Raw genomic sequence first — 26,190 nt, 5'->3', positions numbered from 1 at the left:
GGCGCGTCACGCCGACCGAAAGCCGCCTCCAAACGGAAAAGGCCGCCGCTTCTTCAAGAAGCCGGCGGCCTTCCGTGTTTCCGTCCATGACGCGGCTCCTGGCGGCAACCCCTTCGGGCTACCTGCCGCGCGTCTCGCGCCTTAACGGGAAGACTGCTTCCCGGAAGTGCAATCCGCTGAGCTCACGTTATGGAAAACGAAATCACTCGACATCGGATCACCTCCTTTCGGTTTGTTGAACACACCCCAATGATGGGGTGCGTTGCAGCAAAAGACAAGGGGTGGGTTAGAGGAAGCGCATCGGCGCGCCGATCCCGACGCGCGCCGGCCGGTCGATGGTGCAGTAGACGCCGAGATTGTGGGCGTTGTGGCGCACCAGATTGCGCAGGATGCCGGGGTCGGTGTCGAAGCCGTCCTGGGCGATGATGGTGAAGCCGCAGCGGCGGCAGGGTTCGGAGACGGTGAGCTCGAGATCGCCGACGACGAGCTTCCTGCCGATCCATTCCGTCTCAGGGAAGGCGCCTTCGACCGGCGCCATGTCAACGACGATGTTGGGCCGGAAGCGGCGCGGATCGGGTGTGCCGTCGGGATGCAACGCCTTCAACCTGGCCAGCGAAGCGGTGGTGAGCAGATGGATCGGCGTCTTGGCATAGCGGGCATCGGTCAGCGGGCCGGCGTAGCCGGGCGCCGCGTTCTCGGCGCCGAATGGACGGATGGAGGCCTCGAAGCCAAGGAAGGCTGAAACCGCCCGGTCGCTTTCCGGATCGGGCGCCGGCAGCCAGCCGCCGCCGGGCACCGCCACTTCCAGCCGCCGGTCTCCGGTAAGCCGGGTGCGGATCAGCGGCACCTTGTGCCATCTGGCTTCGCGATCCGGGCGGGCGATCTCGCCGTCGGAAGCGTCAACCAGTCCGAACAGCCGGTCGCCGTCGACGGTCTTCAGGCCGACGGAGATGGCATCAAGCCGCTCGCCGGCGAGCGAGCTCGCCGGATAGCGCCAGAGCTGGCTGACGGTGCCGAGCTCGCCGGCCATCAGCCCTTCTTGTTCTGGCGGTTGGCAACGAGGTCGTCGACCACGGCCGGATCGGCAAGCGTCGAGGTGTCGCCGAGCGAACCGAAATCGTCCTCGGCGATCTTGCGCAGGATGCGGCGCATGATCTTGCCGGAACGGGTCTTGGGCAGGCCGGGCGCGAACTGGATCTTGTCCGGCGTGGCGATGGCGCCGATTTCCTTGCGGACATGGGCGACGAGCTCCTTGCGCAGGTCCTCGCCGCCTGCCTCGCCGGCCATCAGCGTGACGTAGCAGTAGATCCCCTGCCCCTTGATGTCGTGCGGATAGCCGACGACCGCGGCCTCGGAAACCTTGTCGTGGCTGACCAGCGCCGACTCGACCTCGGCCGTGCCCATGCGGTGGCCGGAGACGTTGATGACGTCGTCGACGCGGCCGGTGATCCAGTAATAGCCGTCGGCGTCGCGGCGGCAGCCGTCGCCGGTGAAGTACTTGCCCTTGTAGGTCGAGAAATAGGTCTGCACGAACCGCTCGTGGTCGCCATAGACGGTGCGCATCTGGCCCGGCCAGGAATCGGTTATGCAGAGATTGCCGTCGGTGGCACCTTCCAGCACCTTGCCTTCGCCATCGACCAGCTGCGGCTGAACGCCGAAGAAGGGCCGCGTGGCGGAACCGGGTTTCAGGTCCGTGGCGCCGGGCAGCGGCGTGATCAGGATGCCGCCGGTCTCGGTCTGCCACCAGGTATCGACGATCGGCCTCTTACCGTTGCCGACGACGTTGAAATACCACTCCCAGGCTTCCGGATTGATCGGTTCGCCGACCGTGCCCAGCACGCGCAGCGATTTGCGCGAGGTCTTTTTCACATGCTGGTCGCCGGCGCCCATCAGCGCGCGCAGCGCCGTCGGCGCGGTGTAGAAAATGTTGACGTTGTGCTTGTCGATGACTTCCCAGAAACGCGACTGCGACGGGTAGTTCGGCACGCCTTCGAACATCAGCGTCGTGGCGCCGTTGGCCAGAGGCCCGTAGACGATATAGCTGTGGCCCGTGACCCAGCCGACATCGGCGGTGCACCAGTAGATGTCGCCGTCATGGTAATCGAACACATATTGGTGCGTCATCGAGACATAGACGAGATAGCCGGCGGTGGTGTGCAGCACCCCTTTCGGCTTGCCGGTCGAGCCCGAGGTGTAGAGGATGAACAGCGGGTCCTCCGCCTTCATCTTCTCCGGCTTGCACTCGGCCTTAACGGTTGCCGCCTCGTCATGGTACCAGACGTCGCGCCCCGGCACCCAACCGGTCTTGCCGCCGGTGCGGCGCACCACCACGACCTTCTCGACCTTGGTGCCGGCCTTTGCGGCGATGTCGACCGCCTTGTCGGTGTTGTCCTTGAGCGGGATCGGCTTGCCGCCGCGCAGGCCCTCGTCGGCGGTGACGACGACGGTCGACTTGCAGTCGTCGATGCGGCCGGCGAGAGCGTCGGGCGAGAAGCCGCCGAAGACGACCGAATGGATGGCGCCGATGCGCGTGCAGGCAAGCATAGCATAGGCCGTTTCCGGGATCATCGGCATGTAGATGGTGACGCGGTCGCCCTTCTTGACGCCTTGCTTCTTCAAGACATTGGCGAAGCGGCAGACATGCGCGTGGAGCTCGTTATAGGTGATCTTCCTGTCGTCGTAAGGGTTGTCGCCCTCCCAGATGATCGCGGTCTGGTCGCCGCGCTTCTTCAGGTGCCGGTCGATGCAGTTGTAGGAGACATTGGTCTGGCCGTCCTCGAACCACTTGATCGAGACCTTGCCGTCGAACGAGGTGTTCTTGACCTTGGTGAAAGGCTTGAACCAGTCGATGCGCTTGCCGTGCTTGCCCCAGAACTTGTCCGGGTTCTTCACGCTGTCGGCATACCATTTGAGATAGGTGTCGTTGTCGATCAACGCGTTCTTCTTCCACGCCGGCTGGACGCGGTGGACATGCACATCGGACATTTCTTGCTTTCCTCCCAAACCACTCCACCGGCTTGAGCCGCCAGCGGCATCGCGGCAAAACGGCCGCGAATTCGCGGGCATTATTAACAGTTCCGCGGTGACGGCAATATTAGACGTTGGATTCGCGCGGCGGGATGACGCAGGGTCAAGCGCCCAAGTCTATTAGCACTCTCGCTTGGCGGCTGCTAACCGCCTGTTTTAACGGGAAAATTTTGAAGGACGGCGCAGAAATCCATAGACAGTTAAGCAACCGTGCGCACAATTCGGCGTTGGGAGGAAGGAGAATCAACCAAGGAAACGCAATGCGCGACAATTCCGAAATGGACCTGATGCTCAGGGGATATGGGCTGACCACGGCCAAGATCCTTTACCACTACCCGGACCACCCGCACCTGCTGCAAAGCTTCGTCTGGCAGGATTACGACATAGCTCCGAAATTCCCGGTGCTGATCCGCTTCATCGAGTTCTGGAAGACCAAGCTCGACGGGCCGCTGCATTCGGTGACTTACACGCACCAGACTCTGATCGCGCCGAATGAGTGGCGGAAAGTGGATGGGGAGTTTGTCTTGCACTGAGTGGCGGTACAGCTGATCTCCCCCGCAAGGGGGGAGATTGGCAGCTTCAACGCTGGCACTCACACCGCCGGCGGGTTCAGCCGGGCGAAACCTTCCTGGCGGCGATAGGGGAAATACGGATAAGGCGCCGTCACCGCGCTCGCTTCGTCGAGCGCCTTGATTTGCTCGGGCGTCAATGCCCAGCCGACGGCGCCGAGGTTCTGGCGGAGCTGCTCTTCGTTGCGCGCGCCGATGATCACCGATGACACGGTCGGCCGCTGCAAGAGCCAGTTGATGGCGACCTGCGGTACGGTCTTGCCGGTCTCGGCCGCGACCGCCTCCAGCGCGTCGACCACCTTGAAAAGATGCTCGTCCTCGACCGGCGGCCCGAAATCAGCGGTGCCGTGCAGCCGGCTTTTTTCCGGCAAGGGCTGGCCGCGGCGGATCTTGCCGGTCAGTCGGCCCCAGCCGAGCGGGCTCCACACCAGGGCGCCGACGCCCTGGTCGAGGCCGAGCGGCATCAATTCCCACTCATAGTCGCGGCCGACCAGCGAGTAATAGACCTGATGCGCGACGTAGCGCGGGTAGCTGTGCCTGTCGGCCAGGCCGAGCGACTTCATCACCTGCCAGCCGGAAAAGTTGGAGACACCGACATAGCGCAGCTTGCCCAAGCGCACGAGGTCGTCGAGCGCCGACAGCACCTCCTCGACCGGCGTCGAGGCGTCGAAGGCGTGAAGCTGCAGCAGGTCGATGTAGTCGGTGCCGAGGCGCTTCAGCGCCGCGTCGACGGAGCGGATCAGGCGCGAGCGCGACGAGCCCCAGTCGGCCGGACTGTCGCCCATCGGCAGCGAGGTCTTGGTCGAGATCAGCACCGCGTCGCGTCGGCCCTTGATCGCCTCGCCAAGGACCTCCTCGGAAGCGCCGTTGGAATAGACATCGGCCGTGTCGAAGAGATTGACGCCTGCCTCCAGGCAGATGTCGACCAGGCGGCGCGCTTCCTGCGCGTCGCTGTTGCCCCAATGGCCGAAGAGCGGGCCGGAGCCGCCAAAAGTTCCGGCGCCGAAGGAAAGCGCCGGCACCTTCAGGCCGGAGGCGCCGAGAGATCGATAGTCCATCTTTTTTCTCCTGATTGGATGTCGAAGGGATCAGCGATCAGCACTGCGCCGTGACGGGCTCGCCGATCGCGTGGCCGCGTTCGAGACGCAGCGCCATGAGCACCACGCCGAGCGCGGCGATCGGCACCAGACCGGCGACGAGGGGGACGGCGCCGAGGCCGGGGCCGTGGTCGATGACGAAGCCGCCGAGCCAGGCGCCGATGGCGTTGCCGAGATTGAAGGCGGCGATGTTGAAGGAGGATGCCAGGCCCTGGCCGGCGCCCTTGGCCTTCTCCAGCACCCACATCTGCAGCGGCGCGACAGTGGCGAAGGCGGCAGCACCAAGCAGGCCCACGGCAATGATCGCCGCGATCGGCTGATGGATCGCCGCGGTCATGACGAACAACGCCGCCGACAGCGCGACCAGCGTGCCGACGACCGTCGGCACCAGATGACGATCGGCGAGGCGCCCGCCAAGCAGGTTGCCGGCGACCAGGCCGCCGCCGAAGACGAGCAGGATCGGCGAGACGGCTCCCTCGGAAAAGCCGGTGACGCGGGTCAGGATCGGCGCCAGATAGGTGAAGGCGGCAAAGACGCCGACCCAGCTCAGCACCGTGGTCAGAAGGCCGAGCAGCACCGCCCGGCGGCCGAGCACGGCGAGCGTGCCTTCGGAGCTTTCCTCCTCGTCCGCTGCGGCCGGTTCGTCGCGCGGCACGAGAAGCGCGATCACCGCAAAGGCGATGACGCCGACCAGCGTGACGGCCAGAAAGGTCGAGCGCCAGCCATAGGCCTGGCCGAGCCAGGTGCCGAAGGGCACGCCGAGGATGTTGGCGACGGTGAGGCCGGTGAACATCAGCGCGATGGCCGAGGCCTTCCGGTTGGGCGCGACCAGGCTGGTGGCGACGACCGAGCCGACGCCGAAGAAGGAGGCGTGGGCGAAGGCGGTCAGCACACGCGCCGCCATCAGCGTCCAGTAGTCGGGCGCCAGCGCACAGGCGAGGTTGCCGACGGTGAAGACAACCATCAGCGCAAGCAGCAAGGTCTTGCGCGGCAGGCGGCCGGTCAAAGCGCCAAGCAGCGGCGCGCCGACGACGACACCCAGCGCGTAGCCGGAAATGAGCAGGCCGGCAGCCGAGATCGAGACGCCGAGATCGGCGCTGACATCGAGCAGCAGGCCCATGATGACGAATTCAGTGACACCGATGCCGAAGGCGCCGGCGGTGAGGGCATAGAGAGCAAGGGGCATGGCTGCGGTCCGGTTGATCAGGAAGGGACGCCCAATCCCGCGCCCCGGACCGGAAGATCGTGATCTGGCGAGCTGTGAAACAGCCTTGCATCAGGCATATTTTCTGTGAAATAGATTCACGAATGGCGAGACCCGAAATCAACCGCTCCGGCGAGATCGAAGTGTTCGTCCGTGTCGTTGAGGCAGGCAGCTTCTCGGCGGCAGCGCGGGCCTTGCGCATGACGCCCTCGGCGGTGAGCAAGCTGATCGCGCGGCTGGAGGCACGGCTCGGCGCGCGGCTGGTCAGCCGCTCGACACGCAAGCTGCAACTGACGCCGGAAGGGGTCGCCTTCCATGACAGCGGCCTGCGCATCCTCGCCGATCTCGACGCGGCCGAGCGCGAGGCGGCAGCGGGCGCCGCGCCGCGCGGCAGGCTGAGGGTCAACTCCTATGTGCCGTTCGGCCAGCACCGGCTGATGCCGCTGTTGCCGCGTTTCCTCGAGCGCTACCCGGAAATCTCGGTCGAGGCGGTGCTGACAGACAGCGTCATCGACCTGATGGAGGAGCGCGCCGACATTGCGATCCGCGCCGGGCCGCTGCGCGAATCACGGCTGGTGGCGCGCAAGCTCGGCCAGAGCCCGATGGTCGTGGTCGCGGCGCCCGCCTATCTGGAAGAGCGCGGCACGCCGCGGACGCCGGCCGAACTGGCCCGCCACAATCTGCTGGCGTTCGGCTTCGTGCGGCATATCGACGGCATGCCGTTCGTGGATGCGAAAGGCACGCCGGTCGTGGTTCCGATCGCCGGCAATTCGATAGTGAGCGACGGCGAGGCGATGCGGCTGACGACATTGGCGGGCGCTGGCGTCGCAAGGCTGGCGCGCTGGCATGTCGAGCCCGACATTGCCGCAGGGCGGCTTGTGCCGCTGCTGGAGGCGTTCAATCCCGGCGACGAGGAGCCGACGCATGCCGTCTATGTCGGCCAGGGCAAGCATCTGCCGGCCCGGGTGCGGGCCTTTCTCGACTTTCTTGCGGAGACTGTCCGCCTCTGAAACGAAAGAGCCGCGCTTCAACAAGCGCGGCTCCCGAAAAAAGTCGGCCCATTTGAAGGCGGATCACGCTTTCGGCACGAAAGGCGCCGGACGCCGGCCGGCACTCTGCCGCTCCAGCATCCAGCCGGGATATTCGGCGGGCAGCGCGCTCACCTCGTCGAGCCTGGCGAGGTCGTCGGCATCGAGCTTCAAACCGGTCGCGGCGAGATTCTGCTCGAGCTGGTCCATGCGGCTGGCGCCGATGATGACGCTCATGACGAAAGGCTTGGCCAGCACGTAGCCCAGCGCCACGGTCGCGACGCTGACCTTGTGCTTCTTCGCCACCTCGCGCATGACGGCGACCGCCGCCCAGGCGCGGTCTTCATTGACCGGCGGGAAGTTGAAGGAAGCGCGGCGGCCCTCGCCATTGCCCGGCGCGCCGGGACCGTATTTGCCGGAAAGCAGCCCACCGGCCATCGGCGACCAGACCATCAGGCCGAGCTTCTCTTCATTGATCAAAGGCACTATCTCGCGCTCGAGATCGCGGCCGGCGATCGAGTAGTAGGACTGGATGGTCTCGAAGCGGGCAAAACCCTTGCGCTCGGCAATGCCCAGCGCCTTGGCGATGCGCCAGGCCTGCCAGTTGGAGACGCCGACATAGCGCACCTTGCCGCTGGCGACGAGATCGTCGAGCGCGCGCAGCGTCTCGTCGATCGGCGTCACCGTATCGGTGCCGTGCAACTGATAGAGATCGATATGATCGAGCTGCAGCCGCTTCAGGCTGGCGTCGACGGAATCCATGATGTGGCCGCGCGAGGAGCCGCGTTCGTTCGGCCCGTTGCCCATGGCGCCATGCACCTTGGTGGCGATGATGACGTCCGAACGTTTTACACCGAGGTCCTTGAGCGACTGTCCCAGCAGCTGCTCGGACTGGCCGAAGGAATAGACATCCGCCGTGTCGAAGAAATTGACGCCGGCGGCGATCGAGCGGGCGACGATCTCGTTGACGCCCTTCTGGTCGAGGCTGGCGATCAGCCCCCATTGGGCATTCTCGCCGGCGGCGCCGAACGTCATGGTGCCGAGGCAGAGTTCGGAGACGAACAGGCCGGTGTTGCCAAGCTGATTGTAACGCATGGTGAGATTTCCCGAGAGAAGGATTGAATGACAACAGGCATATAGGAACGGCCCGTTTCGTTTCAAGCGCTGGCACAACCACGGTGGTCAACTTGGCGTGAAGTTGCCTGCCGGCGGATCCCAGAACGGTCAGACTTCCCAGGGATTGAGGACTGTGACACCGACGCCCTCGAAGTCGGCGACGTTTCGGGTGACCAGGATCAGGTCGTGCACGAGGGCGGTCGCCGCAATAAGCGAGTCGGCGCTCCCCCGTGTGCGTCCCGCCGTTATGCGACCCCAGGCAAGGGCGACCTCCTCCGTGATCGCGAGAATGCGGTCCGTATTGTCTCTTCGAAGTTCTCGCAGCCAGATATCGAGCCGAGCCGCCCTTTCAGGGTCGATCTTGCGCTGTTTGACGATTCCTCGCTCGATCTCACCCAGTGTAATGACACTAAGGTTGATCGACGCCGGATCGATCGAAGCTATCCAGGCGGTCGGCTTTGGCAGCCGCCTTTGCGCGTCTGAAACAATGTTCGTATCGAGCAGATACATCAGAGGTCGACGTCCCGGATCATCGTATCCGAGCGCCGGGTGATTTCCTTATCAAACTCATCGTCCCATCCGGGACCGGTAAGAAGATATTCAGCAAGCGATTTCTTGTTCCCGGCCAGGCGGTCGTAATCCTCCACGGACAGCACGACTGCAGCCCGTTCGCCGCGAAGCGTCACGGTCTGCGGCCCCTCGGTTCGCGCGCGCTGGACCACTTTGGAAAAATTGTTCTTCGCGTCCTGAAGATGCCAGTTCATACGCAGCTCCTAGCTAGCTTGGCTAGATATAACGCGGCAGCAGCGGATTATCAATCAACTCCAGCGAAAGGCAGCGGGTGACGGCGTCACCGGCTGCCGAAGATCGCCGATCCGACCCTGACGCTGGTCGCGCCGAAGGCGATCGCGGTCTCGTAGTCGCCGGACATGCCCATCGACAGTTTTTCGACGCCGGCCTCGCGGGCAAGCTTTTCCAGCAGCGCGAAATGCGGGCCGGGGTTTTCATCGGCCGGCGGTATGCACATCAGACCTTCGATGGCCAAGCCATGGTCGTCGCGGCAGCGCTTGACGAAGGCGACCGCCTCGCGGGGCTCGATGCCGGCTTTTTGCGGCTCGGAGCCGGTGTTGACCTGGACATAGAGTTTTGGTGCCCGGCCCTGCCTTGCCATTTCCTTCGAAAGCTCCGCGGCGATCTTCTCGCGATCGACGGTCTCGATGACATCGAAAAGCGCGACGGCTTCCTTGGCCTTGTTGGATTGGAGTGGGCCGATCAGATGCAGCTCCAGATCGGGAAATGCCGCTTTCAGCGCCGGCCATTTGCCTTGGGCTTCCTGCACGCGGTTCTCGCCGAAAACGCGCTGGCCGGCCTCGATGACGGGCCGGATATCCTCGGCCGCGAAGGTCTTCGACACTGCCACCAGCGTGACGGCGCCGGGCTCGCGTTTCGCCTCTCGCTCGGCGCCCACGATCTTCGCCTTGACCGCTTGAAGCTGCTCCACGGCGCTCGTCATGCCACTATCCTGCCTATAGTTTTCATGGCCGGGCCGGCTCGCCGCAGTTGACGGGTCCGGCAATCCATGGTGAACACCGCGACGACATTTGTCTCGGCTGCCGGCTGGGCGTGTCGATATTGAGGTGATGTCGGCCTGCAAATGCCGGTTTCCTGCGCTTCCGGTGCTCACGTACTTTAAGTACGCTCCGCTCCGGTTCTCGGAACCCGCCATTTTCGGCTCGGCCTGACCTGAATATCAACACGCCCTAATCCAGCACCGCGCACCTGCTTTTAAGTGAAAAACATCCGATGGCAACCGAACGTTACAATCCGCGCACGTCAGAGCCCAAATGGCAGAAGGCCTGGGCCGAAAAGAAGCTGTTCGAGGCTCGCAACGACGATCCCAAGCCGAAATATTACGTGCTCGAGATGTTCCCTTATCCGTCGGGCAAGATCCATATCGGCCATACCCGCAACTACACGATGGGCGACGTGGTGGCGCGCTACAAGCGCGCCAAGGGTTTTAACGTGCTGCATCCGATGGGCTGGGACGCCTTCGGCATGCCGGCCGAAAACGCCGCCATGCAAAACAAGGTCCATCCCAAGGACTGGACCTACGAAAACATCGCGGTGATGCGCGAGCAGCTGAAGATGATGGGCCTGTCGCTCGACTGGGCGCGCGAGTTCGCGACCTGCGACGTCGACTATTACCACCGCCAGCAGATGCTGTTCCTCGACTTCGTCGAGAAGGGGCTGGTGACGCGCAAATCCTCCAAGGTCAACTGGGATCCGGAGGACATGACCGTGCTCGCCAACGAGCAGGTCATCGACGGCCGAGGCTGGCGCTCGGGCGCGCTGGTCGAACAGCGCGAGCTGACGCAGTGGTTCTTCAAGATCACCGACTTCGCGCAGGATCTGCTGGATTCGCTCAACCTGCTCGAAGAGTGGCCGGAGAAGGTGAAGCTGATGCAGCACAACTGGATCGGCCGCTCCGAAGGCCTGCTGATCCGCTGGCCGCTGGCAAAGCCGGTTGGCGATGCGCATGAGCTGGAAGTCTACACGACAAGGCCCGACACCATCTTCGGCGCTTCCTTCATGGCGGTCGCCGCCGACCATCCGCTGGCCAGGAAGGCCGCCGAGGAGAATGTCGAGCTGGCCAAGTTCATCGAGGAGGTCCGCCATATGGGCACCTCGGTAGCGGCGCTGGAGACGGCCGAGAAGAAGGGTTTCGACACCGGCATCCGCGTCGTCCACCCGTTCGACGAGAATTGGACACTGCCGGTCTATGTCGCCAATTTCGTGCTGATGGAATACGGCACCGGCGCCATTTTCGGCTGCCCGTCGGGCGACCAGCGCGACCTCGACTTCGCCAACAAATACGGCCTGCCGGTGATCCCGGTGGTGATGCCGGAAGACGGCGACGCCAAGACCTTCCAGGTCATCGAGGAGGCCTATGTCGATGACGGCGTGATGATCAATTCGCGCTTCCTCGACGGCATGAAGCCGCAGAAGGCTTTCGATGAAGTGGCGAAGCTCCTGGAGCAGAAGACGATCGGCGGCCGGCCGATGGCGGAGCGCAAGGTGAATTTCCGCCTGCGCGACTGGGGCATTTCGCGCCAGCGCTACTGGGGCTGCCCGATCCCGATGATCCACTGCGAAGCCTGCGGCGTCGTGCCGGTGCCGAAGGCTGACCTGCCGGTGAAGCTGCCCGACGACATCGAGTTCGATCGTCCGGGCAATCCGCTCGACCGTCACCCGACCTGGCGGCATGTGAAGTGCCCGCAATGCGGCCGCGACGCGCGGCGCGAGACTGACACGATGGACACTTTCGTCGATTCGTCGTGGTATTTCGCGCGCTTCACCGCGCCCTGGGCGAATGAGCCGACCGAGCCGAAAGCGGCCGACGAATGGCTGGCCGTCGACCAGTATATCGGCGGCATCGAGCACGCGATCCTGCACCTGCTCTATTCGCGCTTCTTCACCCGCGCCATGCGCGAGACCGGGCACCTGAACCTCGCCGAGCCGTTCAAGGGCCTGTTCACGCAAGGCATGGTGGTGCACGAGACCTACCGTGTCGGCGGCCCGTCGAACAACGGACGCTGGCTGTCGCCGAGCGAGGTCAGGCTCGAGGACGTCAACGGCAAGCGCCGCGCCGTCGAGATCGCCACCGGCGAGGAGGCGACGGTCGGCGCGCTGGAGAAGATGTCGAAGTCGAAGAAGAACACGGTGAGCCCCGAAGAGATCACCGACGGTTACGGCGCCGACACGGCGCGCTGGTTCATGCTGTCGGACTCGCCGCCGGAACGCGATGTCGAATGGACCGACGACGGCGCCGCCGGCGCGCATCGCTTCGTGCAGCGCATCTGGCGCCTGGTGCAGATTGCCGCCGAATCTCTGCCCGGCGTGAAGCCGGCGGCGGCGAAGGATGGCGAGGCGGGCGCCGTGTCCAAGGCCGCGCACAAGATCCTGAAGGCGGTCGGCGAGGACATCGAGAAGCTCGGCTTCAACCGTGCGATCGCCCGCATCTACGAGCTCGCCAATGCGCTGGCGACGCCGCTCAACGACGTTGCCGAGGGCAAGGCCGACGCGGCGCTGAAGGGCGCCTGCCGCGAGGCGGTGGAGATTCTGGTGCACATCATCGCGCCGGTCATGCCGCATCTGGCGGAGGAATGCTGGGAGGCGCTGGGCGGCACGGAGATGGTCGCCGAGCGGCCCTGGCCGGTCTACGATCCGGCGCTGGTCGTCGACAACGAGATCGTGCTGCCGGTGCAGGTGAACGGCAAGAAGCGCGGGGATTTGACAATTGCCCGCGACGCGGATCAAGGTGCCGTCGAAAAAGCGGTGCTGGCTCTCGACTTCGTGCAAAAAGCACTGGAAGGTAAGGCTCCGCGCAAGGTGATCATCGTCCCGCAGAGGATCGTCAATGTCGTTGCCTGATCCGGTGAAGTCACAAGCGATCCGCCTGCGCGGCCATCTTGCGGTCTACGGCATGGCCGCCGCTCTGGCGCTGGTCTCGGCCTGCACGGTGCGGCCGCTCTATTCCAACCAGCCGCTCTCGCCCGGATCGCAGCTCAGCGCGTCCGCCGAGCTCGCCTCGATCTCGATCAAGCCGGTCAAGACGCGCTACGCGCAGCAGGTGCGCAACAATCTGATCTTCGCTTTCGGGCAAGGCTCGGGCGAGCCGGCCTCGCCGGCCTACTCGCTCGACCTCGGCGTCACCGAGCTGGTCGAATCGGCGGCCATCGTGCAGGTGCAGACGCAGGAAGACGAGCCGACGGCGGGCACGGTCACGCTGACGGCCAATTATGTGTTGCGCGATGCCGCGACCAACACGGTGATCGCCGTCGGCAAGCGCTCGATTCCCTCATCCTTCGACCGGCCGCGCCAGGAATTCGCGGCCTACCGGGCACAAATCGACGCCGAGAACCGCGCGGCGCGCGAGTTGGCCGACCTGCTGCGGCTGTCGATCGCGCAGGATCTAACCAGGCACGGCAAGAAAGCCTGAGCCCGTTTGGAAACTCTACTCCCGCGGCCATCTGAACGCGTTTTCTGCGCTTCCGGTGCTCACGTACTGAACGTACGCTCCGCTCCGGTTCTCGAAAACACCTTCATATGACTCGCAGGAGCGAGTTTCGAAACGGGCTCCGAGCGCCGCGCTAGCCACAAAAAAGGCCGGTCACCCGGCCTTTTTCTGGTGTGACAAGATGTCGGCGTCAGCCGATCTTCTGGCCGGTCTTGGCCCAGTCGGCGAGGAAGGCGGCGAGGCCCTTGTCGGTCAGCGGGTGGTTGACAAGCGCCTTCAGCGTCGCCGGCGGCGCGGTCACGACGTCGGCGCCGATCAGCGCCGCCTGCTTGACATGGTTCACCGTGCGCACCGAGGCGGTCAGGATCTCGGTCTTGAAATCGTAATTGTCGTAGATGGTGCGGATCTCGGAGATCAGCTCCATGCCGTCCGAGCCGGTGTCGTCGATGCGGCCGACGAAGGGCGAGATGAAGGAAGCGCCGGCCTTGGCGGCGAGCAGCGCCTGGTTGGCCGAGAAGCAGAGCGTGACGTTGACCATGCGCTTCATCTCGGTGCGGATCGTCTTGCAGGCCTTCAGGCCGTCCAGCGTCAGCGGCACCTTGATGCAGACATTGGGCGCGATCTTGGCCAGCACCTCGGCCTCGGCCATCATCTGATTGAATTCGGTCGCCACGACCTCGGCCGAGACCGGGCCTTCGACAATGTCGCAGATCTGCTTGGTGACTTCGGCGATCTTGCCGCCCGATTTCAGAATCAGCGACGGGTTGGTGGTGACGCCGTCGAGAAGCCCCAGATCGTGCAGCTCCTTAATTTCCTTGATGTCAGCGGTGTCGACAAAAAACTTCATGGCTGTCTCCTTGGGGATCGCCCGGCGTCGGCCGGGCACATAAGAGGGTCCCCTTTGATCTAGAGCAAAGTCGGGGCAAGGTCACGCCTCATGATGGAAGATTCGCCCTTTGTCGCAGCCGCGCCCGTGCTGGTGCCGATGCCGGCCGAACGGCCCTACACCTATGCCGTGCCGCCGGGCATGCGCGTGGTGCCGGGCTCGATCGTGCGCGTGCCGCTCGGGCCGCGCCAGGTCGCGGGCATCGTCTGGGACGGCGCGGTCGAGACGGTCGATGCGAAGAAATTGCGGGCGATCGAGGAGGTGTTCGACTGCCCGCCAATCGACAAGGCAATGCGCCGCTTCGTCGACTGGATCGCGCAATACACGCTGTCTGCCCCCGGCATGGTCGCGCGGATGCTGCTGCGCGCGCCGGAGGCTTTCGACCCGGAGCCCTGGATCGAGGGATTGCAGCGCACGCTGGCCGAGCCGGACCGGTTGACGGACGCGCGGCGACGCGTGCTGGAGACGGCCGAAGGCGGGCTGGCCTGGACGCGCTCGGGACTGGCGCATGCGGCGGGCGTCTCCTCGACCGTGATCGATGGCCTGCGGGCGCAGGGCGTGTTCGAGACGGTGATGATCCCGCCGCGTCCGGTGGTGGCGGCGCCCGACCCCTCTCACGCATTGCCGGAATTGATGCCAGACCAGGAAGCTGCGGCGGAGAAGCTACGCGCGGCAATCGCTGCCGAAGCCTTCAACGTCACCCTGCTCGACGGCGTCACCGGGTCGGGCAAGACGGAAGTCTATTTCGAAGCGGTTGCGGCGGCCCTCGACAAGGGCAAGCAAGTGCTGATCCTGCTACCGGAAATCGCGCTGACCCATGCCTTCCTCGAACGCTTCCAGGACCGTTTCGGCGCCAAGCCTGCGGAGTGGCATTCAGACCTGCCGCCCAGGATGCGCGAACGCGTCTGGCGGCAAGTGGCCGAAGGCGGCGTGCGCGTCGTCGCCGGCGCACGCTCGGCGCTGTTCCTGCCGTTCAAGGAACTCGGCCTGATCGTCGTCGACGAGGAGCACGATCCCGCCTACAAGCAGGAGGACCGCGTCTTCTACAATGCCCGCGACATGGCGGTGGTGCGCGGCCATATCGGCGGGTTCCCGGTGGTGCTCGCCTCGGCCACGCCGTCGGTGGAAAGCCGGGTCAACGCCAGCCAGGGCCGCTATGACCGGGCCGTGCTGTCGTCGCGCTTCGCGGAAGCTGCACTCCCCGATTTGAAGTCGATCGACATGCGACGTTCGCCGCCGGCTCGCGGCGGCTTCCTGTCGCCGGTCCTGCTTGAACAGATGCAGCGCACGCTGGAGAGGAAGGAGCAGTCGCTGCTCTTCCTCAACCGGCGCGGCTACGCGCCGCTGACGCTCTGCCGGGTGTGCGGCCATCGCTTCGGCTGCCCGGTCTGTTCGGCCTGGCTGGTCGAGCATCGCTTTCGCGGCCAACTCGTCTGCCATCATTGCGGTCACAATGAGCGGCGGCCGGAGGCCTGTCCCGAATGCGGCACGCTCGACCACCTCGTGGCCTGCGGGCCGGGTGTCGAGCGCATTGCCGAGGAAGTGGTGGGGCATTTCCCGGATGCGCGCACCATCGTTTTGTCGTCGGATCTTCTGGGCGGCGTGCGCCGGCTGCGGCTCGAACTCGAGGCCGTCGCCAATGGCGAGGCCGATATCGTCATCGGCACGCAGCTTGTCGCCAAGGGACATAATTTCCCGGGCATGACGCTGGTCGGCGTGGTCGACGCCGATCTCGGGCTTGCCAATGGCGATCCGCGCGCCGCCGAGCGCACCTTCCAGCTGCTCAGCCAGGTGACGGGCCGCGCCGGCCGCACCGGCAAGAAAAGCCTAGGCCTGCTCCAGACCTACCAGCCCGACCATCCGGTGATGCGGGCCATCGTCTCCGGCGATTCGGAAGCCTTCTACGAGCGCGAGATTGCCGAGCGCGAGCGGGCAGGACTGCCGCCGTTCGGCCGGCTCGCCGGCATCATCGTGAGCGCGGCGACGCGGGGCGAGGCCGAGGGCCATGCGCGCGGCCTGCGGCGCGCAGCGCCCCAGGCTTCGGACTTGTTCGTGCTCGGCCCAGCCGAGGCGCCATTGTCGCTGATCGGCGGACGGCATCGCTTCCGCTTGCTTGTCCAGGGCGAGCGGCGCGCCGACATGCAGCGTTTCATACGCGCTATGCTGGCGGAGGGCCCGAAGCTGCGCGGCTCGGTGCGCGTGCAGGTCGACATCGACCCGCAGAGCTTTCTATAAAGCCATAGTCCCAACGGAGTGCCGCTCATGAAAACCCTTGGCCTCATCGGCGGCATGAGCTGGGAATCGACGGCGATCTATTATCGCCTGCTCAACGAGATCGTGCGCGAGCGGCTGAGCGGGCTGCATTCTGCGAAGCTGTTGTTGTGGTCGTTCGATTTCGCCGAGATCGCCGAACGGCAGCATGCGGGCGACTGGGAAGGCGCCGGCGCGCTTCTGGTGGAAGCCGCGCGCAAGCTGGAGGCTGGAGGCGCCGAGGGCTTGGTGATTTGCACCAACACCATGCACAAGCTGGCCGACGCGGTGCAGGCTGCGGTATCGGTCCCGCTCATCCATATCGCCGACGCTACCGGGCGCGTCGTGGTTGAAGCCGGTGTGAAGCGGCCGGCGCTGCTCGCGACGCGCTTCACCATGGAGCAGGACTTCTATAAGGGGCGGCTTACTGACAAATATGGCCTGCAGCCGATCGTGCCCGATCAGGCCGGCCGCGATATGGTGCACAAGGTGATCTATGACGAGCTCTGCCAGGGCATCGTCAAACCCGATTCGAAATCCGCCTATCTCGACGAGGTCGGCCGGATGCGGCGCGCCGACCAGGTGGACGGTGTCATCATGGGCTGCACCGAGATCACCATGCTGATCGGCCAGGGCGATTTCGACATTCCGGTCTTCGACACGACGCGCATCCATGCCGAGGCCGCCATCGACTTCGCGCTGTCGTGACCGGCCGCTCGTCTGATGCTTCTTTTCTAATGTGCCGGCGGCCATCTGGCGTGCCCATTTTCCTCCGCTAGAATGCCGGCAATTTCAGAACAAGACTTTACGAGGGGGACCTTATGGACTTTGCGTTTCCGTGGCCCGCGAGCCAGGGCGAATGGCTGGCCTGGTCGAGCGCCGTCGTGACACTGGTCCTCGGCCTCTTCCTGTTCCTGGCGCCGGGGCTTGCGTTTCGCGTGCTGCGTCTGCAGCCAAGGCCGGAGAAAGCGGCGGCCATCGCCGAAGGGCGCGGCCGCATGTCGGGCTTCTATCTCGGCGTCAGCCTGTGCTGCATCCTGCTCGCGCAGCCGCTGCTCTACATGGCGCTGGGCTTCTCCTGGCTGTTCACCGCCTTCGGCCGGCTGCTGTCGATGATGTCGGACGGCGCCAACACCCCTTTCAACTGGGTTTCGATCGTGGTTGAATTGGCGCTGGCGGCGCTGCCGCTGGCCTTTGCCTTCGGCTTCGTGCCGTGAATTCGGCGCTTGAGCTTGGCCTTCACCGCCTGATGCGACAAAAGTGCCTGAAAACCATGCCGGACGATGCATTGCGGTCTTAAAAAGCCTGTGCTAGACGGCAATCGACTTTCGACCGGGGATAGCGGAAGCCGCGCCTCCGTGCTTGGAAAAATGCAGTAAGGTCAAAGATTTAGCCAGAGTTCTCGCTCGCGCCAACAATCTGCGGCCTGTCAGACAAGAGAAAAGACGGTCCGTGGCCCAATCGTCATCGCCAATCTCAGCTGTCGCAGAACGCTACGCAGGCTCGCTGTTCGAGCTTGCTCTGCAGGAAAATTCAGTCGCCAAGGTCGAGGCCGACCTCGCCGGCTTCGAGGCGATGCTCAACGACAGCGACGATCTCAAGCGGCTGATCAACAGCCCGGTGTTCTCCAGCGAGGACCAGGCCAAGGCCATCGCAGCCATCGTTGGCAAGGCAGGTATTACCGGTCTCGTCGGCAATTTCCTGCGCGTCGTCGCCAGGAACCGTCGCCTGTTCGCGGTGCCCGGCATGATCAAGGCATTTCGCCAGATCGCCGCCGACCATCGCGGCGAGGCGTCCGCCGAGGTCACCTCGGCGCATGCGCTGACGGCCGCGCAGCAGACTGAACTGAAGGCGACGCTGAAGAGCATCGCCGGCAAGGACGTGGCCATCGCCATGACCGTCGATCCGTCGCTGCTCGGCGGCCTGATCGTCAAGATGGGCTCGCGCCAGATCGATACGTCGCTCAAAACCAAACTCAATTCGCTCAAGCTTGCACTGAAAGAGGTCGGCTGATGGACATCCGCGCCGCGGAAATTTCCGCAATTCTGAAAGACCAGATCAAGAATTTCGGCAAGGAGGCCGAGGTCTCCGAAGTCGGTCAGGTTCTGTCCGTCGGTGACGGCATCGCCCGCGTCTACGGCCTCGACAATGTCCAGGCCGGCGAGATGGTCGAGTTCCCGGGCGGCATCCGCGGCATGGCGCTGAACCTCGAAGCCGACAATGTCGGCGTCGTCATCTTCGGCAACGACCGCGACATCAAGGAAGGCGACACCGTCAAGCGCACCGGCGCCATCGTCGACGTTCCGGTCGGCCCCGGCCTGCTTGGCCGCGTCGTCGACGCGCTCGGCAACCCTATCGACGGCAAGGGCCCGATCAAGGCGACTGAGCGCAAGCGCGTCGACGTCAAGGCGCCCGGCATCATTCCGCGCAAGTCGGTGCATGAGCCAATGTCGACCGGCCTCAAGGCCATCGACGCGTTGATCCCGGTCGGCCGCGGCCAGCGCGAGCTGGTCATCGGCGACCGCCAGACCGGCAAGACCGCCATCATCCTCGACACGATGCTGAACCAGAAGTCGGTGCACGACAACGGTCCGGAAAAGGAAAAGCTCTACTGCGTCTACGTCGCCGTCGGCCAGAAGCGCTCGACCGTCGCGCAGTTCGTGAAGGTGCTGGAAGAGCGCGGCGCGCTCGACTACTCCATCATCATTGCCGCCACCGCTTCCGATCCGGCGCCGATGCAGTTCCTGGCGCCGTTCGCCGGCTGCACCATGGGCGAGTATTTCCGCGACAACGGCATGCATGCGCTGATCAGCTATGACGACCTGTCGAAGCAGGCCGTCGCCTATCGCCAGATGTCGCTCTTGCTGCGCCGCCCGCCGGGCCGCGAAGCCTATCCGGGCGACGTCTTCTACCTGCACTCGCGCTTGCTGGAGCGCGCCGCCAAGCTCAATGACGACAACGGCGCCGGTTCGCTGACCGCGCTGCCGGTCATCGAGACGCAGGCCAACGACGTGTCGGCCTACATCCCGACCAACGTGATCTCGATCACCGACGGCCAGATCTTCCTCGAGACCAACCTGTTCTTCCAAGGCATCCGCCCGGCGGTGAATGTCGGCCTGTCGGTGTCGCGCGTCGGCTCGTCGGCGCAGGTCAAGGCGATGAAACAGGTCGCAGGCTCGATCAAGGGCGAGCTCGCGCAGTACCGCGAAATGGCGGCCTTCGCGCAGTTCGGCTCCGACCTCGACGCCGCCACGCAGCGCCTGCTCAACCGCGGTTCGCGCCTGACGGAGCTGCTCAAGCAGCCGCAGTTCTCGCCGCTCAAGACGGAAGAGCAGGTCGCGGTGATCTTCGCCGGCGTCAATGGCTATCTCGACAAGCTGCCGCTCAACCAGGTCGGCAAGTTCGAGCATGGCCTGCTCAGCCACATGCGCTCGGCCGGCAAGGACGTGCTCGACGGCATCCGCAAGGAGAAGGCGCTGTCGGACGATCTGCGCGCCAAGCTGAAGGCGGAAATCGACGCTTTCGCCAAGACCTTCGCCTAAGAAGAAGCCGGACGCACGGGATCAGGTTTGAAGCATGGCTTCGTTAAAAGACCTTCGTAACCGCATCGCCTCGGTCAAGGCGACGCAGAAGATCACCAAGGCGATGCAGATGGTCGCCGCGGCGAAGCTGCGTCGCGCGCAGGAGGCCGCGGAAGCAGCTAGACCCTATTCCGAGCGCATGGGCGCGGTTCTGGCCAACATCACCCAGGCGATCGGCGGTGGCGGCGATGCCCCGGCGCTGATGACGGGCACCGGCAGGGACGACGTGCATCTGCTCATCGTCTGCACCGCCGAGCGCGGCCTGTGCGGCGGCTTCAACTCGCAGATCGCCCGCCTCGCCCGCGACCACATCCGGCGGCTGCTCGCCGACGGCAAGCAGGTCAAGATCATCTGCGTTGGCAAGAAGGGTTTCGACATATTGCGCCGCGACTACGGCTCGCTGATCCTCGAACGCGTCGACCTGCGCGAGGTCAAGACGCTCGGCTTCGCCAACGCCGATGCGATCGCGCGCAAGGTCATCCACCTCTTCAACGAGGGTGGCTTCGACATCTGCACGCTGTTCTATTCGCAGTTCAAGTCGGTGATCAGCCAGATCCCGACGGCACAGCAGGTCATCCCGGCGGCTCAGGCCTCGGCCACTGCCGATGCCGGCAACGGCGCCACCGCCGTCTACGAATACGAGCCGGAGCCGGGCGAGATCCTCTCCGACCTCATCCCGCGCAACATCGCCGTGCAGATCTTCCGGGCGCTCTTGGAAAACGCGGCCGGCGAGATGGGCGCCAAGATGAGCGCGATGGACAATGCGACGCGCAATGCCGGCGACATGATCAACAGGCTGTCGATTACCTACAACCGTCAGCGGCAGGCGCAGATCACCAAGGAACTGATCGAAATCATTTCGGGCGCCGAGGCGCTCTAGGCGCGCGCGGGCGGGGTCCCAAGACCTCGCAGCGGCGTGAACAACGGATAGACGAAAAGGGCAAAGACGATGGCGAAAGCAGCTACCCCGAAGACCGCGGCCAAGGAGGCATCAGCCCCGAAGGCGGCAAAGGCCCCGGCAGCAGCCGCGAAGGCCGCCGCTCCGGCCAAGGAAGCGGCTCCGGCCAAGGCGGCAACCGCGAAGGCAGCCAGCGTCGCGACGAAGCGCGTCGGTGCCGCCGGCAAGGTCCGCCAGGTCATCGGCGCCGTCGTCGACGTGCAGTTCGAAGATCATCTGCCGGCCATCCTGAACGCGCTGGAAACCGACAATGTCGGCAACCGCCTGGTGCTCGAGGTGGCCCAGCACCTCGGCGAGAACACTGTGCGCTGCATCGCCATGGACTCGACCGAAGGCCTGGTCCGCGGCCAGGACGTCTATGATACCGGCGCGCCGATCTCGGTTCCGGTGGGTCCGGGCATGCTCGGCCGCATCATCAACGTCATCGGCGAGCCGGTGGACGAGGCCGGTCCGGTCGACGGCGTCGAGCTGCGCGCCATCCACCAGCCGGCCCCAGCCTATGTCGACCAGTCGACGGAAGCGCAGATCCTGGTCACCGGTATCAAGGTTCTCGACCTGCTCGCGCCTTACGCCCGCGGCGGCAAGATCGGCCTGTTCGGCGGCGCCGGCGTCGGCAAGACCGTGCTGATCCAGGAGTTGATCAACAACGTCGCCAAGGCTCACGGCGGCTTCTCGGTGTTCGCCGGCGTCGGCGAGCGCACCCGCGAAGGCAACGACCTCTATCACGAGTTCATCGAATCGGGCGTCAACAAGAAGGGCGGCGGCCAGGGTTCGAAGGCAGCACTCGTTTACGGCCAGATGAACGAACCGCCGGGCGCGCGCGCCCGCGTCGGCCTGACCGGCCTCACCGTCGCCGAATATTTCCGCGACCAGGGCCAGGACGTGCTGTTCTTTGTCGACAACATCTTCCGCTTCACCCAGGCGGGTTCGGAAGTGTCGGCGCTGCTCGGCCGCATTCCTTCCGCCGTGGGTTACCAGCCGACGCTGGCCACCGACATGGGCGCGCTGCAGGAGCGCATCACGACGACGACCAAGGGCTCGATCACCTCGGTGCAGGCGATCTACGTTCCGGCCGACGACTTGACCGACCCGGCGCCGGCGACCTCCTTCGCGCACCTTGACGCGACGACCGTGCTCAACCGCGCGATCTCGGAAAAGGGCATCTACCCGGCCGTCGATCCGCTGGATTCCACCTCGCGCATGCTCGACCCGATGGTCGTCGGCGAGGAGCACTACCAGGTCGCCCGCCAGGTGCAGTCGATCCTGCAGCGCTACAAGTCGCTGCAGGACATCATCGCCATCCTGGGCATGGACGAGCTGTCTGAAGAGGACAAGCAGACGGTTGCCCGCGCCCGCAAGATCGAGCGCTTCCTGTCGCAGCCGTTCTTCGTCGCCGAAGTGTTCACCGGTTCGCCGGGCAAGCTGGTCGACCTCGCCGACACCATCAAGGGCTTCAAGGGCCTTTGCGCCGGCGACTACGACCACCTGCCGGAAGCCGCCTTCTACATGGTCGGCGGCATCGACGAGGCGGTCGAGAAGGCACAGCGCCTCGCGGCTGAAGCGGCGTAAACGAAGCGAATAGCGAATAGGGAGTAGCGAATAGGGATCAGTGGGTCGGCCGAGTTTCTTCACTACTCGCTACTCGCTATTCCCTACTCGCTAGACAGGCATGGCTGAAGCTTTCAAGTTCGAACTGGTCTCGCCGGAGCGGCTGCTCGTTTCCGAGCAGGTCGAGTCTGTCGTCATCCCGGGCGCCGAAGGCGAGATGACGGTGATGGCGCAGCACGCGCCGGTCATGACCACCATCAAGCCCGGCGTCGTCACGGTGAAGGCCGCGGGCGGCAAGGAAGACCGCTATGTCGTGTTCGGCGGTTTCGCCGACATCCTGCCGTCCGGCTGCACGCTGCTTGCTGAGTCGGCGGTGCATGTGAACGACATCGACCGCGCCGATCTCGCGCGTCGTATCCAGGACGCCAAGGAAGACGCCGCCGACGCCAAGGACGATGTGGCGCGCAGCAACGCCGAGCAGTTCCTCGCCCAGCTTACCACGCTGGAAGGCGCGTTGCTGCCGGCCTGATTGTTGTTGAAAATGTGAGATTGAAAAAGCGGGCTTGCCCCGCTTTTTTGTTTGGTGTTGCGAGACCAGTTTCGCACTGCTTGGGGCGCAATCCCTGACGAGCAGGCGGGCGAATAGCTAATCGGCCAGCCTGGGCGGCTCGTTGCCAATGCCGAGCGCGGCAAGGGCCAGCTTCGGACCGCCCTGCTTGAAATGGACCAGATGCGTGGCGACAAACTCGATCAACCTTTGGCGCTCCGTGTGGCCTATGGCAAAGCCGGCCAGATCAAAGACGGCCGCCGCCATCTCTGCCGTCGGCAGGTTGCGGCCGAACAGGTCATCGAGTGCCGCGTCGAGCGGATCGGTGAAGTGGCTTTCCGGCAAGGTCCTGCCGCGCGCCGCGCAAGCTGCGATCCAGGCGGCTACCACCAGCGTCAGACGTTCCGGAGCAGCGCCCGCTTCGAGCCTTGCAAGCGCGGAAGCCACGATGCGCTGCGGCAGCTTCTGGCTGCCATCATTGGCGATCTGCGCCGTGCGGTGGGCGAGCGCCGTGTTGGAGAAGCGCTGCGCAAGCTCCGCGGTATAGGCGGTCGTGTCGAGGCCGGCGTCCTGAGGCAGGGTCGGGATCGCTTCTGCCCACAGCCCGTCGACGAACTGCCTTATTGCCGGGTCGGCGAAGGCGCGGTCGACGGTGGCGTGGCCACTGAGCAGGCCGAGATAGGCGATGCCGGAATGCGCGCCGTTGAGTAGCCTCAGCTTCATGTCCTCGAAGGGGCCGACATCCTCGACCATGGTGACGCCGAATCTCTCCCAGGCCGGTCGGCCCGCCGGGAAACGGTCCTCGACCACCCATTGCCGGAACGGCTCGGTCATCACCGGCCAGGCATCCTCGACGCCGAGCTGTTGGCCGATGCGCGTCCGGTCGGCATCCGTCGTGGCCGGCACGATGCGGTCGACCATGGAAGACGGGAAGGCGACTTCGTCGGCGACATGGCGCGCGAGATCGGCATCGCGAAGCCTCGCGAATTCGATGAGAAGCCGGTGCAGGGTGGCGCCGTTGGCCGGAAGGTTGTCGCAGCAGAGCACCGTGAAGGGCGGAGTCCCGGCGGCGCGACGACGCGCAAGCGATTCGGCGAGAAACCCATGCGCCGTTTTCGGGGATCCGGGATTAGCGAGGTCGTGGACGATATCGGGGTGCCCGCCATCGAGATTGCCATCGGCTGCCCTGAGATAGGCCTTTTCCGTGATGGTGAGCGTCACGATACGGATGCGCGGGTCGGTCAGCGCGGCGAGCACCGCTCCAGGGTCTTCCGGGGCGACCAGCAAGGACTGGATCGAGCCGATCACCTGCAGCTGTTCGCCGGCGCTGTCCCTGATCGCCAGCGTATAGAGCCCATCCTGCGGCTTGAGCGCGTCGCGCGTGTCGGGGCTGCGCAGCGAGACGCCGACGATGCCCCAATTGCTCTCGCCATCCGCCAGGCAGGCGTCGACATAGGCCGCCTGGTGGGCGCGGTGGAAGGCGCCGACGCCAAGATGGACGATGCCGGGCGTGACAGAATTGCGGGCGTAGCGAGGAACCAGGACTTCGGCCGGCAGCTTCGCGATGGTGACGTTGGACAGGCGACCGTTCATGGGAAGCGAAGTCTCCGATCGGGTTGCCCGCCTGACGCCGGGCGAAAAACGATGGCAGCGACGTAACATTCGATGTCGGCGCGCACAATGGCTGCGTTGCTTTCGAGAGCTGCCATGCTACCGATCGTTTTGTATGTTGACATTGCCTCTGACAGATTCACCGTTAGGTCAGAATGACGTCTCGTTGAATCGCTATTGCGATCTAACTCTTTGTCGGAGCATGATCTTTTCCGAAAACCGGTTCCCGCTTTTTGCGTTCGCCGACCTTCGGTTCGAGATCATGGTCCAACGCAATCCGGGAGGAGCCAAGTGGCCCCATTGACCGATCCCGATCTGCTGCTTGCGCCCGAGGCGAATTCGCGCGCGCTGGGCCGCGCCCTTTACGCCGGCGTGAAAGACCTGCCCATCGTCAGCCCGCACGGTCATACCGACCCGCGCTGGTATGCGCTCAACGAGCCGTTTCCGGACCCCGCACAGCTGCTCATCGTGCCCGATCATTACATCCTTCGCATCTTGTTCAGCCAGGGCGTGCGGCTGGAAGAGCTCGGCGTGCCGACGCTCGATGGCGCGCCGGTCGAGACTGATGGCCGGGCGATCTGGCGGCGCTTCGCCGAACATTATTATCTCTTCCGCGGTACGCCGACCCGGCTCTGGCTCGACCATGTGTTCGAACATCTGTTCGGCATCGAGGAGCCACTCACGGCAGCCAGCGCCGACCGCACCTACGATAGGATCGCCGCGTTGCTTGAGCGCGACGACTATCGTCCGCGCGCGCTGTTCGAGCGCTTCAACATCGAGGTGATCGCCACGACCGAGGGCGCGCTCGACGATCTCAAATGGCACCGGATGATCCGCGACAGCGGCTGGAGCGGCCGCGTCGTCACGGCCTACCGGCCGGACGCGGTGGTCGATCCCGATTTCGAAGGGTTCTCGGCCAATCTCAATCGCCTCGGCGACATCACCGGCTGCGATACCGGCAGCTGGACCGGCTATCTCGATGCGCATCGGAAGCGCCGCGCTTATTTCAAGGAGTTCGGCGCCACCTCGTCCGACCATGGCCATCCGACCGCCGAGACCGCCAATCTCTCCGCGCGGCGGCCGAGGAGCTGTTCAACCGTATCCGCCGCGGCTCCGACGACGAGCGCGAGCGGCGGCTGTTCAGGGCGCAGATGCTGACCGAAATGGCCAAGATGAGCCGCGACGACGACCTGGTGATGCAGATTCATTCCGGGTCATGGCGCAATCATTCGCCTTCTGTTTTCCAGAAATTCGGGCGCGACAAGGGTTTCGATATCCCGACGCGCACGGATTATGTGACGGCGCTGAAGCCGCTGCTCGACTGCGTCGGGCTGGAACGCGACCTCACGGTCATCCTGTTCACGCTCGACGAGTCGAGCTACGCGCGCGAGCTGGCGCCGCTCGCCGGCGTCTATCCGGCGCTGAAGCTGGGGCCGGCCTGGTGGTTCCACGACAGCCCGGAAGGGATGCGACGCTTTCGCGAGATGACCACGGAGACGGCAGGGTTCTACAACACCGTCGGCTTCAACGACGACACGCGCGCCTTTCCGTCGATCCCAGCCAGGCACGACGTTGCCCGCCGCGTCGATTGCGCCTTCCTGGCGCGGCTGGTGGCCGAGCATCGGCTGCGCGAGGACGAGGCGCATGAGCTCGCCGCGGAGTTGGCCTATACACTTGCCAAGAAGGCGTATCGCCTGTGAAGGGGGCGAGCCACGGAACGACCAATCCTTCGAGCGACGCCAAGCGAAAGG

The 26,190-nt window shown here is 64.8% G+C and carries 22 protein-coding genes and 1 pseudogene; 13 read left to right on the top strand and 10 right to left on the bottom strand.

Translation table 11 applies throughout. The features are described 5' to 3' along the window. Positions 1 to 286: 286 nt before the first annotated feature. Together EN852_RS19105 and acs are read right to left on the bottom strand one after the other, a co-directional pair. Complete coding sequence (locus EN852_RS19105; RefSeq protein WP_127876443.1) at positions 287 to 1,030, bottom strand: MOSC domain-containing protein; 744 nt, start codon at positions 1,028 to 1,030, stop codon at positions 287 to 289. Then, positions 1,030 to 2,985 carry an acetate--CoA ligase gene (gene acs / locus EN852_RS19100; protein WP_127876442.1) on the bottom strand — a complete coding sequence of 652 codons (1,956 nt, stop codon included), beginning with the start codon at positions 2,983 to 2,985 and terminating at the stop codon, positions 1,030 to 1,032. Before acs ends, EN852_RS19105 begins: the two co-directional genes overlap by 1 nt. A gap of 302 nt (positions 2,986 to 3,287) precedes the next feature. Between acs and EN852_RS19095 the strand changes: the two genes are divergently transcribed. Further along, on the top strand, positions 3,288 to 3,560 hold the full coding sequence (locus EN852_RS19095; RefSeq protein WP_127865893.1) for an usg protein: 273 nt from the start codon (positions 3,288 to 3,290) through the stop codon (positions 3,558 to 3,560). 59 nt (positions 3,561 to 3,619) lie between these two features. Here the strand turns inward: EN852_RS19095 and EN852_RS19090 are convergent, their stop codons facing one another. Together EN852_RS19090 and EN852_RS19085 are read right to left on the bottom strand one after the other, a co-directional pair. Further along, a complete protein-coding gene (locus EN852_RS19090) occupies positions 3,620 to 4,654 on the bottom strand; it encodes an aldo/keto reductase (protein ID WP_127876441.1) in 1,035 nt (344 codons plus the stop codon). 37 nt (positions 4,655 to 4,691) lie between these two features. Beyond that, positions 4,692 to 5,879, bottom strand: coding sequence for an MFS transporter (locus tag EN852_RS19085; RefSeq protein WP_127876440.1), 1,188 nt, complete (start codon positions 5,877 to 5,879; stop codon positions 4,692 to 4,694). A gap of 122 nt (positions 5,880 to 6,001) precedes the next feature. On the opposite strand from EN852_RS19085, the gene EN852_RS19080 reads away from it, so the two are divergent. Then, positions 6,002 to 6,907 carry a LysR family transcriptional regulator gene (locus tag EN852_RS19080; RefSeq protein WP_127876439.1) on the top strand — a complete coding sequence of 302 codons (906 nt, stop codon included), beginning with the start codon at positions 6,002 to 6,004 and terminating at the stop codon, positions 6,905 to 6,907. A 63-nt stretch (positions 6,908 to 6,970) separates the two neighbouring features. Here the strand turns inward: EN852_RS19080 and EN852_RS19075 are convergent, their stop codons facing one another. From EN852_RS19075 to EN852_RS19060, 4 genes are all read right to left on the bottom strand, one after another. Beyond that, positions 6,971 to 8,020, bottom strand: coding sequence for an aldo/keto reductase (locus EN852_RS19075; RefSeq protein ID WP_127876438.1), 1,050 nt, complete (start codon positions 8,018 to 8,020; stop codon positions 6,971 to 6,973). 129 nt (positions 8,021 to 8,149) lie between these two features. After that, entirely contained in the window at positions 8,150 to 8,551 is a 402-nt protein-coding gene (locus EN852_RS19070; protein WP_127865888.1) for a type II toxin-antitoxin system VapC family toxin, read from the bottom strand. After that, positions 8,551 to 8,805, bottom strand: a complete 255-nt coding sequence (locus EN852_RS19065; protein WP_127865887.1) for a type II toxin-antitoxin system Phd/YefM family antitoxin — start codon at positions 8,803 to 8,805, stop codon at positions 8,551 to 8,553. Before EN852_RS19065 ends, EN852_RS19070 begins: the two co-directional genes overlap by 1 nt. A gap of 86 nt (positions 8,806 to 8,891) precedes the next feature. After that, entirely contained in the window at positions 8,892 to 9,554 is a 663-nt protein-coding gene (locus EN852_RS19060; protein ID WP_127876600.1) for a YggS family pyridoxal phosphate-dependent enzyme, read from the bottom strand. A 290-nt stretch (positions 9,555 to 9,844) separates the two neighbouring features. Here EN852_RS19060 and leuS point away from each other — a divergent pair, with 290 nt between their 5' ends. Together leuS and lptE are read left to right on the top strand one after the other, a co-directional pair. Continuing rightward, complete coding sequence (gene leuS, locus EN852_RS19055) at positions 9,845 to 12,472, top strand: leucine--tRNA ligase (protein ID WP_127876437.1); 2,628 nt, start codon at positions 9,845 to 9,847, stop codon at positions 12,470 to 12,472. Continuing rightward, complete coding sequence (lptE, locus tag EN852_RS19050) at positions 12,459 to 13,040, top strand: LPS assembly lipoprotein LptE (RefSeq protein ID WP_127876436.1); 582 nt, start codon at positions 12,459 to 12,461, stop codon at positions 13,038 to 13,040. Before leuS ends, lptE begins: the two co-directional genes overlap by 14 nt. 208 nt (positions 13,041 to 13,248) lie before the next feature. On the opposite strand, the gene fsa is transcribed toward lptE, so the two are convergent. Continuing rightward, a complete protein-coding gene (gene fsa / locus EN852_RS19045) occupies positions 13,249 to 13,905 on the bottom strand; it encodes a fructose-6-phosphate aldolase (protein ID WP_112128566.1) in 657 nt (218 codons plus the stop codon). Between the two features lie 90 nt (positions 13,906 to 13,995). On the opposite strand from fsa, the gene EN852_RS19040 reads away from it, so the two are divergent. The 8 genes from EN852_RS19040 to EN852_RS19005 all read left to right on the top strand — a co-directional run bounded on the left by EN852_RS19040 (position 13,996) and on the right by EN852_RS19005 (position 22,810). Further along, entirely contained in the window at positions 13,996 to 16,179 is a 2,184-nt protein-coding gene (locus tag EN852_RS19040) for a primosomal protein N' (RefSeq protein ID WP_127876435.1), read from the top strand. Positions 16,180 to 16,206: 27 nt separating this feature from the next. After that, complete coding sequence (locus EN852_RS19035) at positions 16,207 to 16,902, top strand: aspartate/glutamate racemase family protein (RefSeq protein WP_127865881.1); 696 nt, start codon at positions 16,207 to 16,209, stop codon at positions 16,900 to 16,902. A 113-nt stretch (positions 16,903 to 17,015) separates the two neighbouring features. Then, positions 17,016 to 17,411, top strand: coding sequence for a DUF4345 family protein (locus EN852_RS19030; protein ID WP_095816594.1), 396 nt, complete (start codon positions 17,016 to 17,018; stop codon positions 17,409 to 17,411). Between the two features lie 235 nt (positions 17,412 to 17,646). After that, positions 17,647 to 18,207: a F0F1 ATP synthase subunit delta gene (locus EN852_RS19025; RefSeq protein ID WP_127865880.1), complete on the top strand. Its 561-nt coding sequence runs from the start codon at positions 17,647 to 17,649 to the stop codon at positions 18,205 to 18,207. Further along, positions 18,207 to 19,736 (top strand): F0F1 ATP synthase subunit alpha, encoded by a 1,530-nt coding sequence (atpA, locus tag EN852_RS19020; protein ID WP_127865879.1) that lies wholly within the window; start codon positions 18,207 to 18,209, stop codon positions 19,734 to 19,736. Before EN852_RS19025 ends, atpA begins: the two co-directional genes overlap by 1 nt. Before the next feature lie 34 nt (positions 19,737 to 19,770). After that, complete coding sequence (locus tag EN852_RS19015) at positions 19,771 to 20,655, top strand: F0F1 ATP synthase subunit gamma (RefSeq protein WP_127876434.1); 885 nt, start codon at positions 19,771 to 19,773, stop codon at positions 20,653 to 20,655. 69 nt (positions 20,656 to 20,724) lie between these two features. Continuing rightward, complete coding sequence (gene atpD / locus EN852_RS19010; protein ID WP_127876433.1) at positions 20,725 to 22,302, top strand: F0F1 ATP synthase subunit beta; 1,578 nt, start codon at positions 20,725 to 20,727, stop codon at positions 22,300 to 22,302. Positions 22,303 to 22,402: 100 nt separating this feature from the next. Beyond that, entirely contained in the window at positions 22,403 to 22,810 is a 408-nt protein-coding gene (locus EN852_RS19005) for a F0F1 ATP synthase subunit epsilon (RefSeq protein WP_127876432.1), read from the top strand. 117 nt (positions 22,811 to 22,927) lie between these two features. Here EN852_RS19005 and EN852_RS19000 read toward each other — a convergent pair whose 3' ends face one another. Further along, entirely contained in the window at positions 22,928 to 24,421 is a 1,494-nt protein-coding gene (locus tag EN852_RS19000; protein WP_127876431.1) for a mannitol dehydrogenase family protein, read from the bottom strand. Between the two features lie 309 nt (positions 24,422 to 24,730). On the opposite strand from EN852_RS19000, the pseudogene uxaC reads away from it, so the two are divergent. Further along, a pseudogene (gene uxaC, locus EN852_RS18995) lies at positions 24,731 to 26,139 on the top strand (glucuronate isomerase). Positions 26,140 to 26,190: the final 51 nt, after the last annotated feature.

The sequence above is a fragment of the Mesorhizobium sp. M2E.F.Ca.ET.209.01.1.1 genome (assembly GCF_004010375.2).
Lineage (GTDB): Bacteria > Pseudomonadota > Alphaproteobacteria > Rhizobiales > Rhizobiaceae > Mesorhizobium.
Note: the sequence above shows the minus strand (reverse complement) of the source record. Positions and strands in the feature narration are given on the sequence as shown.

Coding starts and splice junctions, on each gene's coding strand:
- EN852_RS19000 (WP_127876431.1), bottom strand. CDS start 24,421: ATGAACGGTCGCCTGTCCAACGTCACCATCGCGAAGCTGCCGGCCGAA.
- EN852_RS19060 (WP_127876600.1), bottom strand. CDS start 9,554: ATGACGAGCGCCGTGGAGCAGCTTCAAGCGGTCAAGGCGAAGATCGTG.
- atpD (WP_127876433.1), top strand. CDS start 20,725: ATGGCGAAAGCAGCTACCCCGAAGACCGCGGCCAAGGAGGCATCAGCC.
- EN852_RS19075 (WP_127876438.1), bottom strand. CDS start 8,020: ATGCGTTACAATCAGCTTGGCAACACCGGCCTGTTCGTCTCCGAACTC.
- acs (WP_127876442.1), bottom strand. CDS start 2,985: ATGTCCGATGTGCATGTCCACCGCGTCCAGCCGGCGTGGAAGAAGAAC.
- EN852_RS19015 (WP_127876434.1), top strand. CDS start 19,771: ATGGCTTCGTTAAAAGACCTTCGTAACCGCATCGCCTCGGTCAAGGCG.
- EN852_RS19030 (WP_095816594.1), top strand. CDS start 17,016: ATGGACTTTGCGTTTCCGTGGCCCGCGAGCCAGGGCGAATGGCTGGCC.
- EN852_RS19085 (WP_127876440.1), bottom strand. CDS start 5,879: ATGCCCCTTGCTCTCTATGCCCTCACCGCCGGCGCCTTCGGCATCGGT.
- leuS (WP_127876437.1), top strand. CDS start 9,845: ATGGCAACCGAACGTTACAATCCGCGCACGTCAGAGCCCAAATGGCAG.
- EN852_RS19095 (WP_127865893.1), top strand. CDS start 3,288: ATGCGCGACAATTCCGAAATGGACCTGATGCTCAGGGGATATGGGCTG.
- EN852_RS19035 (WP_127865881.1), top strand. CDS start 16,207: ATGAAAACCCTTGGCCTCATCGGCGGCATGAGCTGGGAATCGACGGCG.
- EN852_RS19080 (WP_127876439.1), top strand. CDS start 6,002: ATGGCGAGACCCGAAATCAACCGCTCCGGCGAGATCGAAGTGTTCGTC.
- EN852_RS19090 (WP_127876441.1), bottom strand. CDS start 4,654: ATGGACTATCGATCTCTCGGCGCCTCCGGCCTGAAGGTGCCGGCGCTT.
- lptE (WP_127876436.1), top strand. CDS start 12,459: ATGTCGTTGCCTGATCCGGTGAAGTCACAAGCGATCCGCCTGCGCGGC.
- fsa (WP_112128566.1), bottom strand. CDS start 13,905: ATGAAGTTTTTTGTCGACACCGCTGACATCAAGGAAATTAAGGAGCTG.
- atpA (WP_127865879.1), top strand. CDS start 18,207: ATGGACATCCGCGCCGCGGAAATTTCCGCAATTCTGAAAGACCAGATC.
- EN852_RS19070 (WP_127865888.1), bottom strand. CDS start 8,551: ATGTATCTGCTCGATACGAACATTGTTTCAGACGCGCAAAGGCGGCTG.
- EN852_RS19040 (WP_127876435.1), top strand. CDS start 13,996: ATGATGGAAGATTCGCCCTTTGTCGCAGCCGCGCCCGTGCTGGTGCCG.
- EN852_RS19065 (WP_127865887.1), bottom strand. CDS start 8,805: ATGAACTGGCATCTTCAGGACGCGAAGAACAATTTTTCCAAAGTGGTC.
- EN852_RS19005 (WP_127876432.1), top strand. CDS start 22,403: ATGGCTGAAGCTTTCAAGTTCGAACTGGTCTCGCCGGAGCGGCTGCTC.
- EN852_RS19105 (WP_127876443.1), bottom strand. CDS start 1,030: ATGGCCGGCGAGCTCGGCACCGTCAGCCAGCTCTGGCGCTATCCGGCG.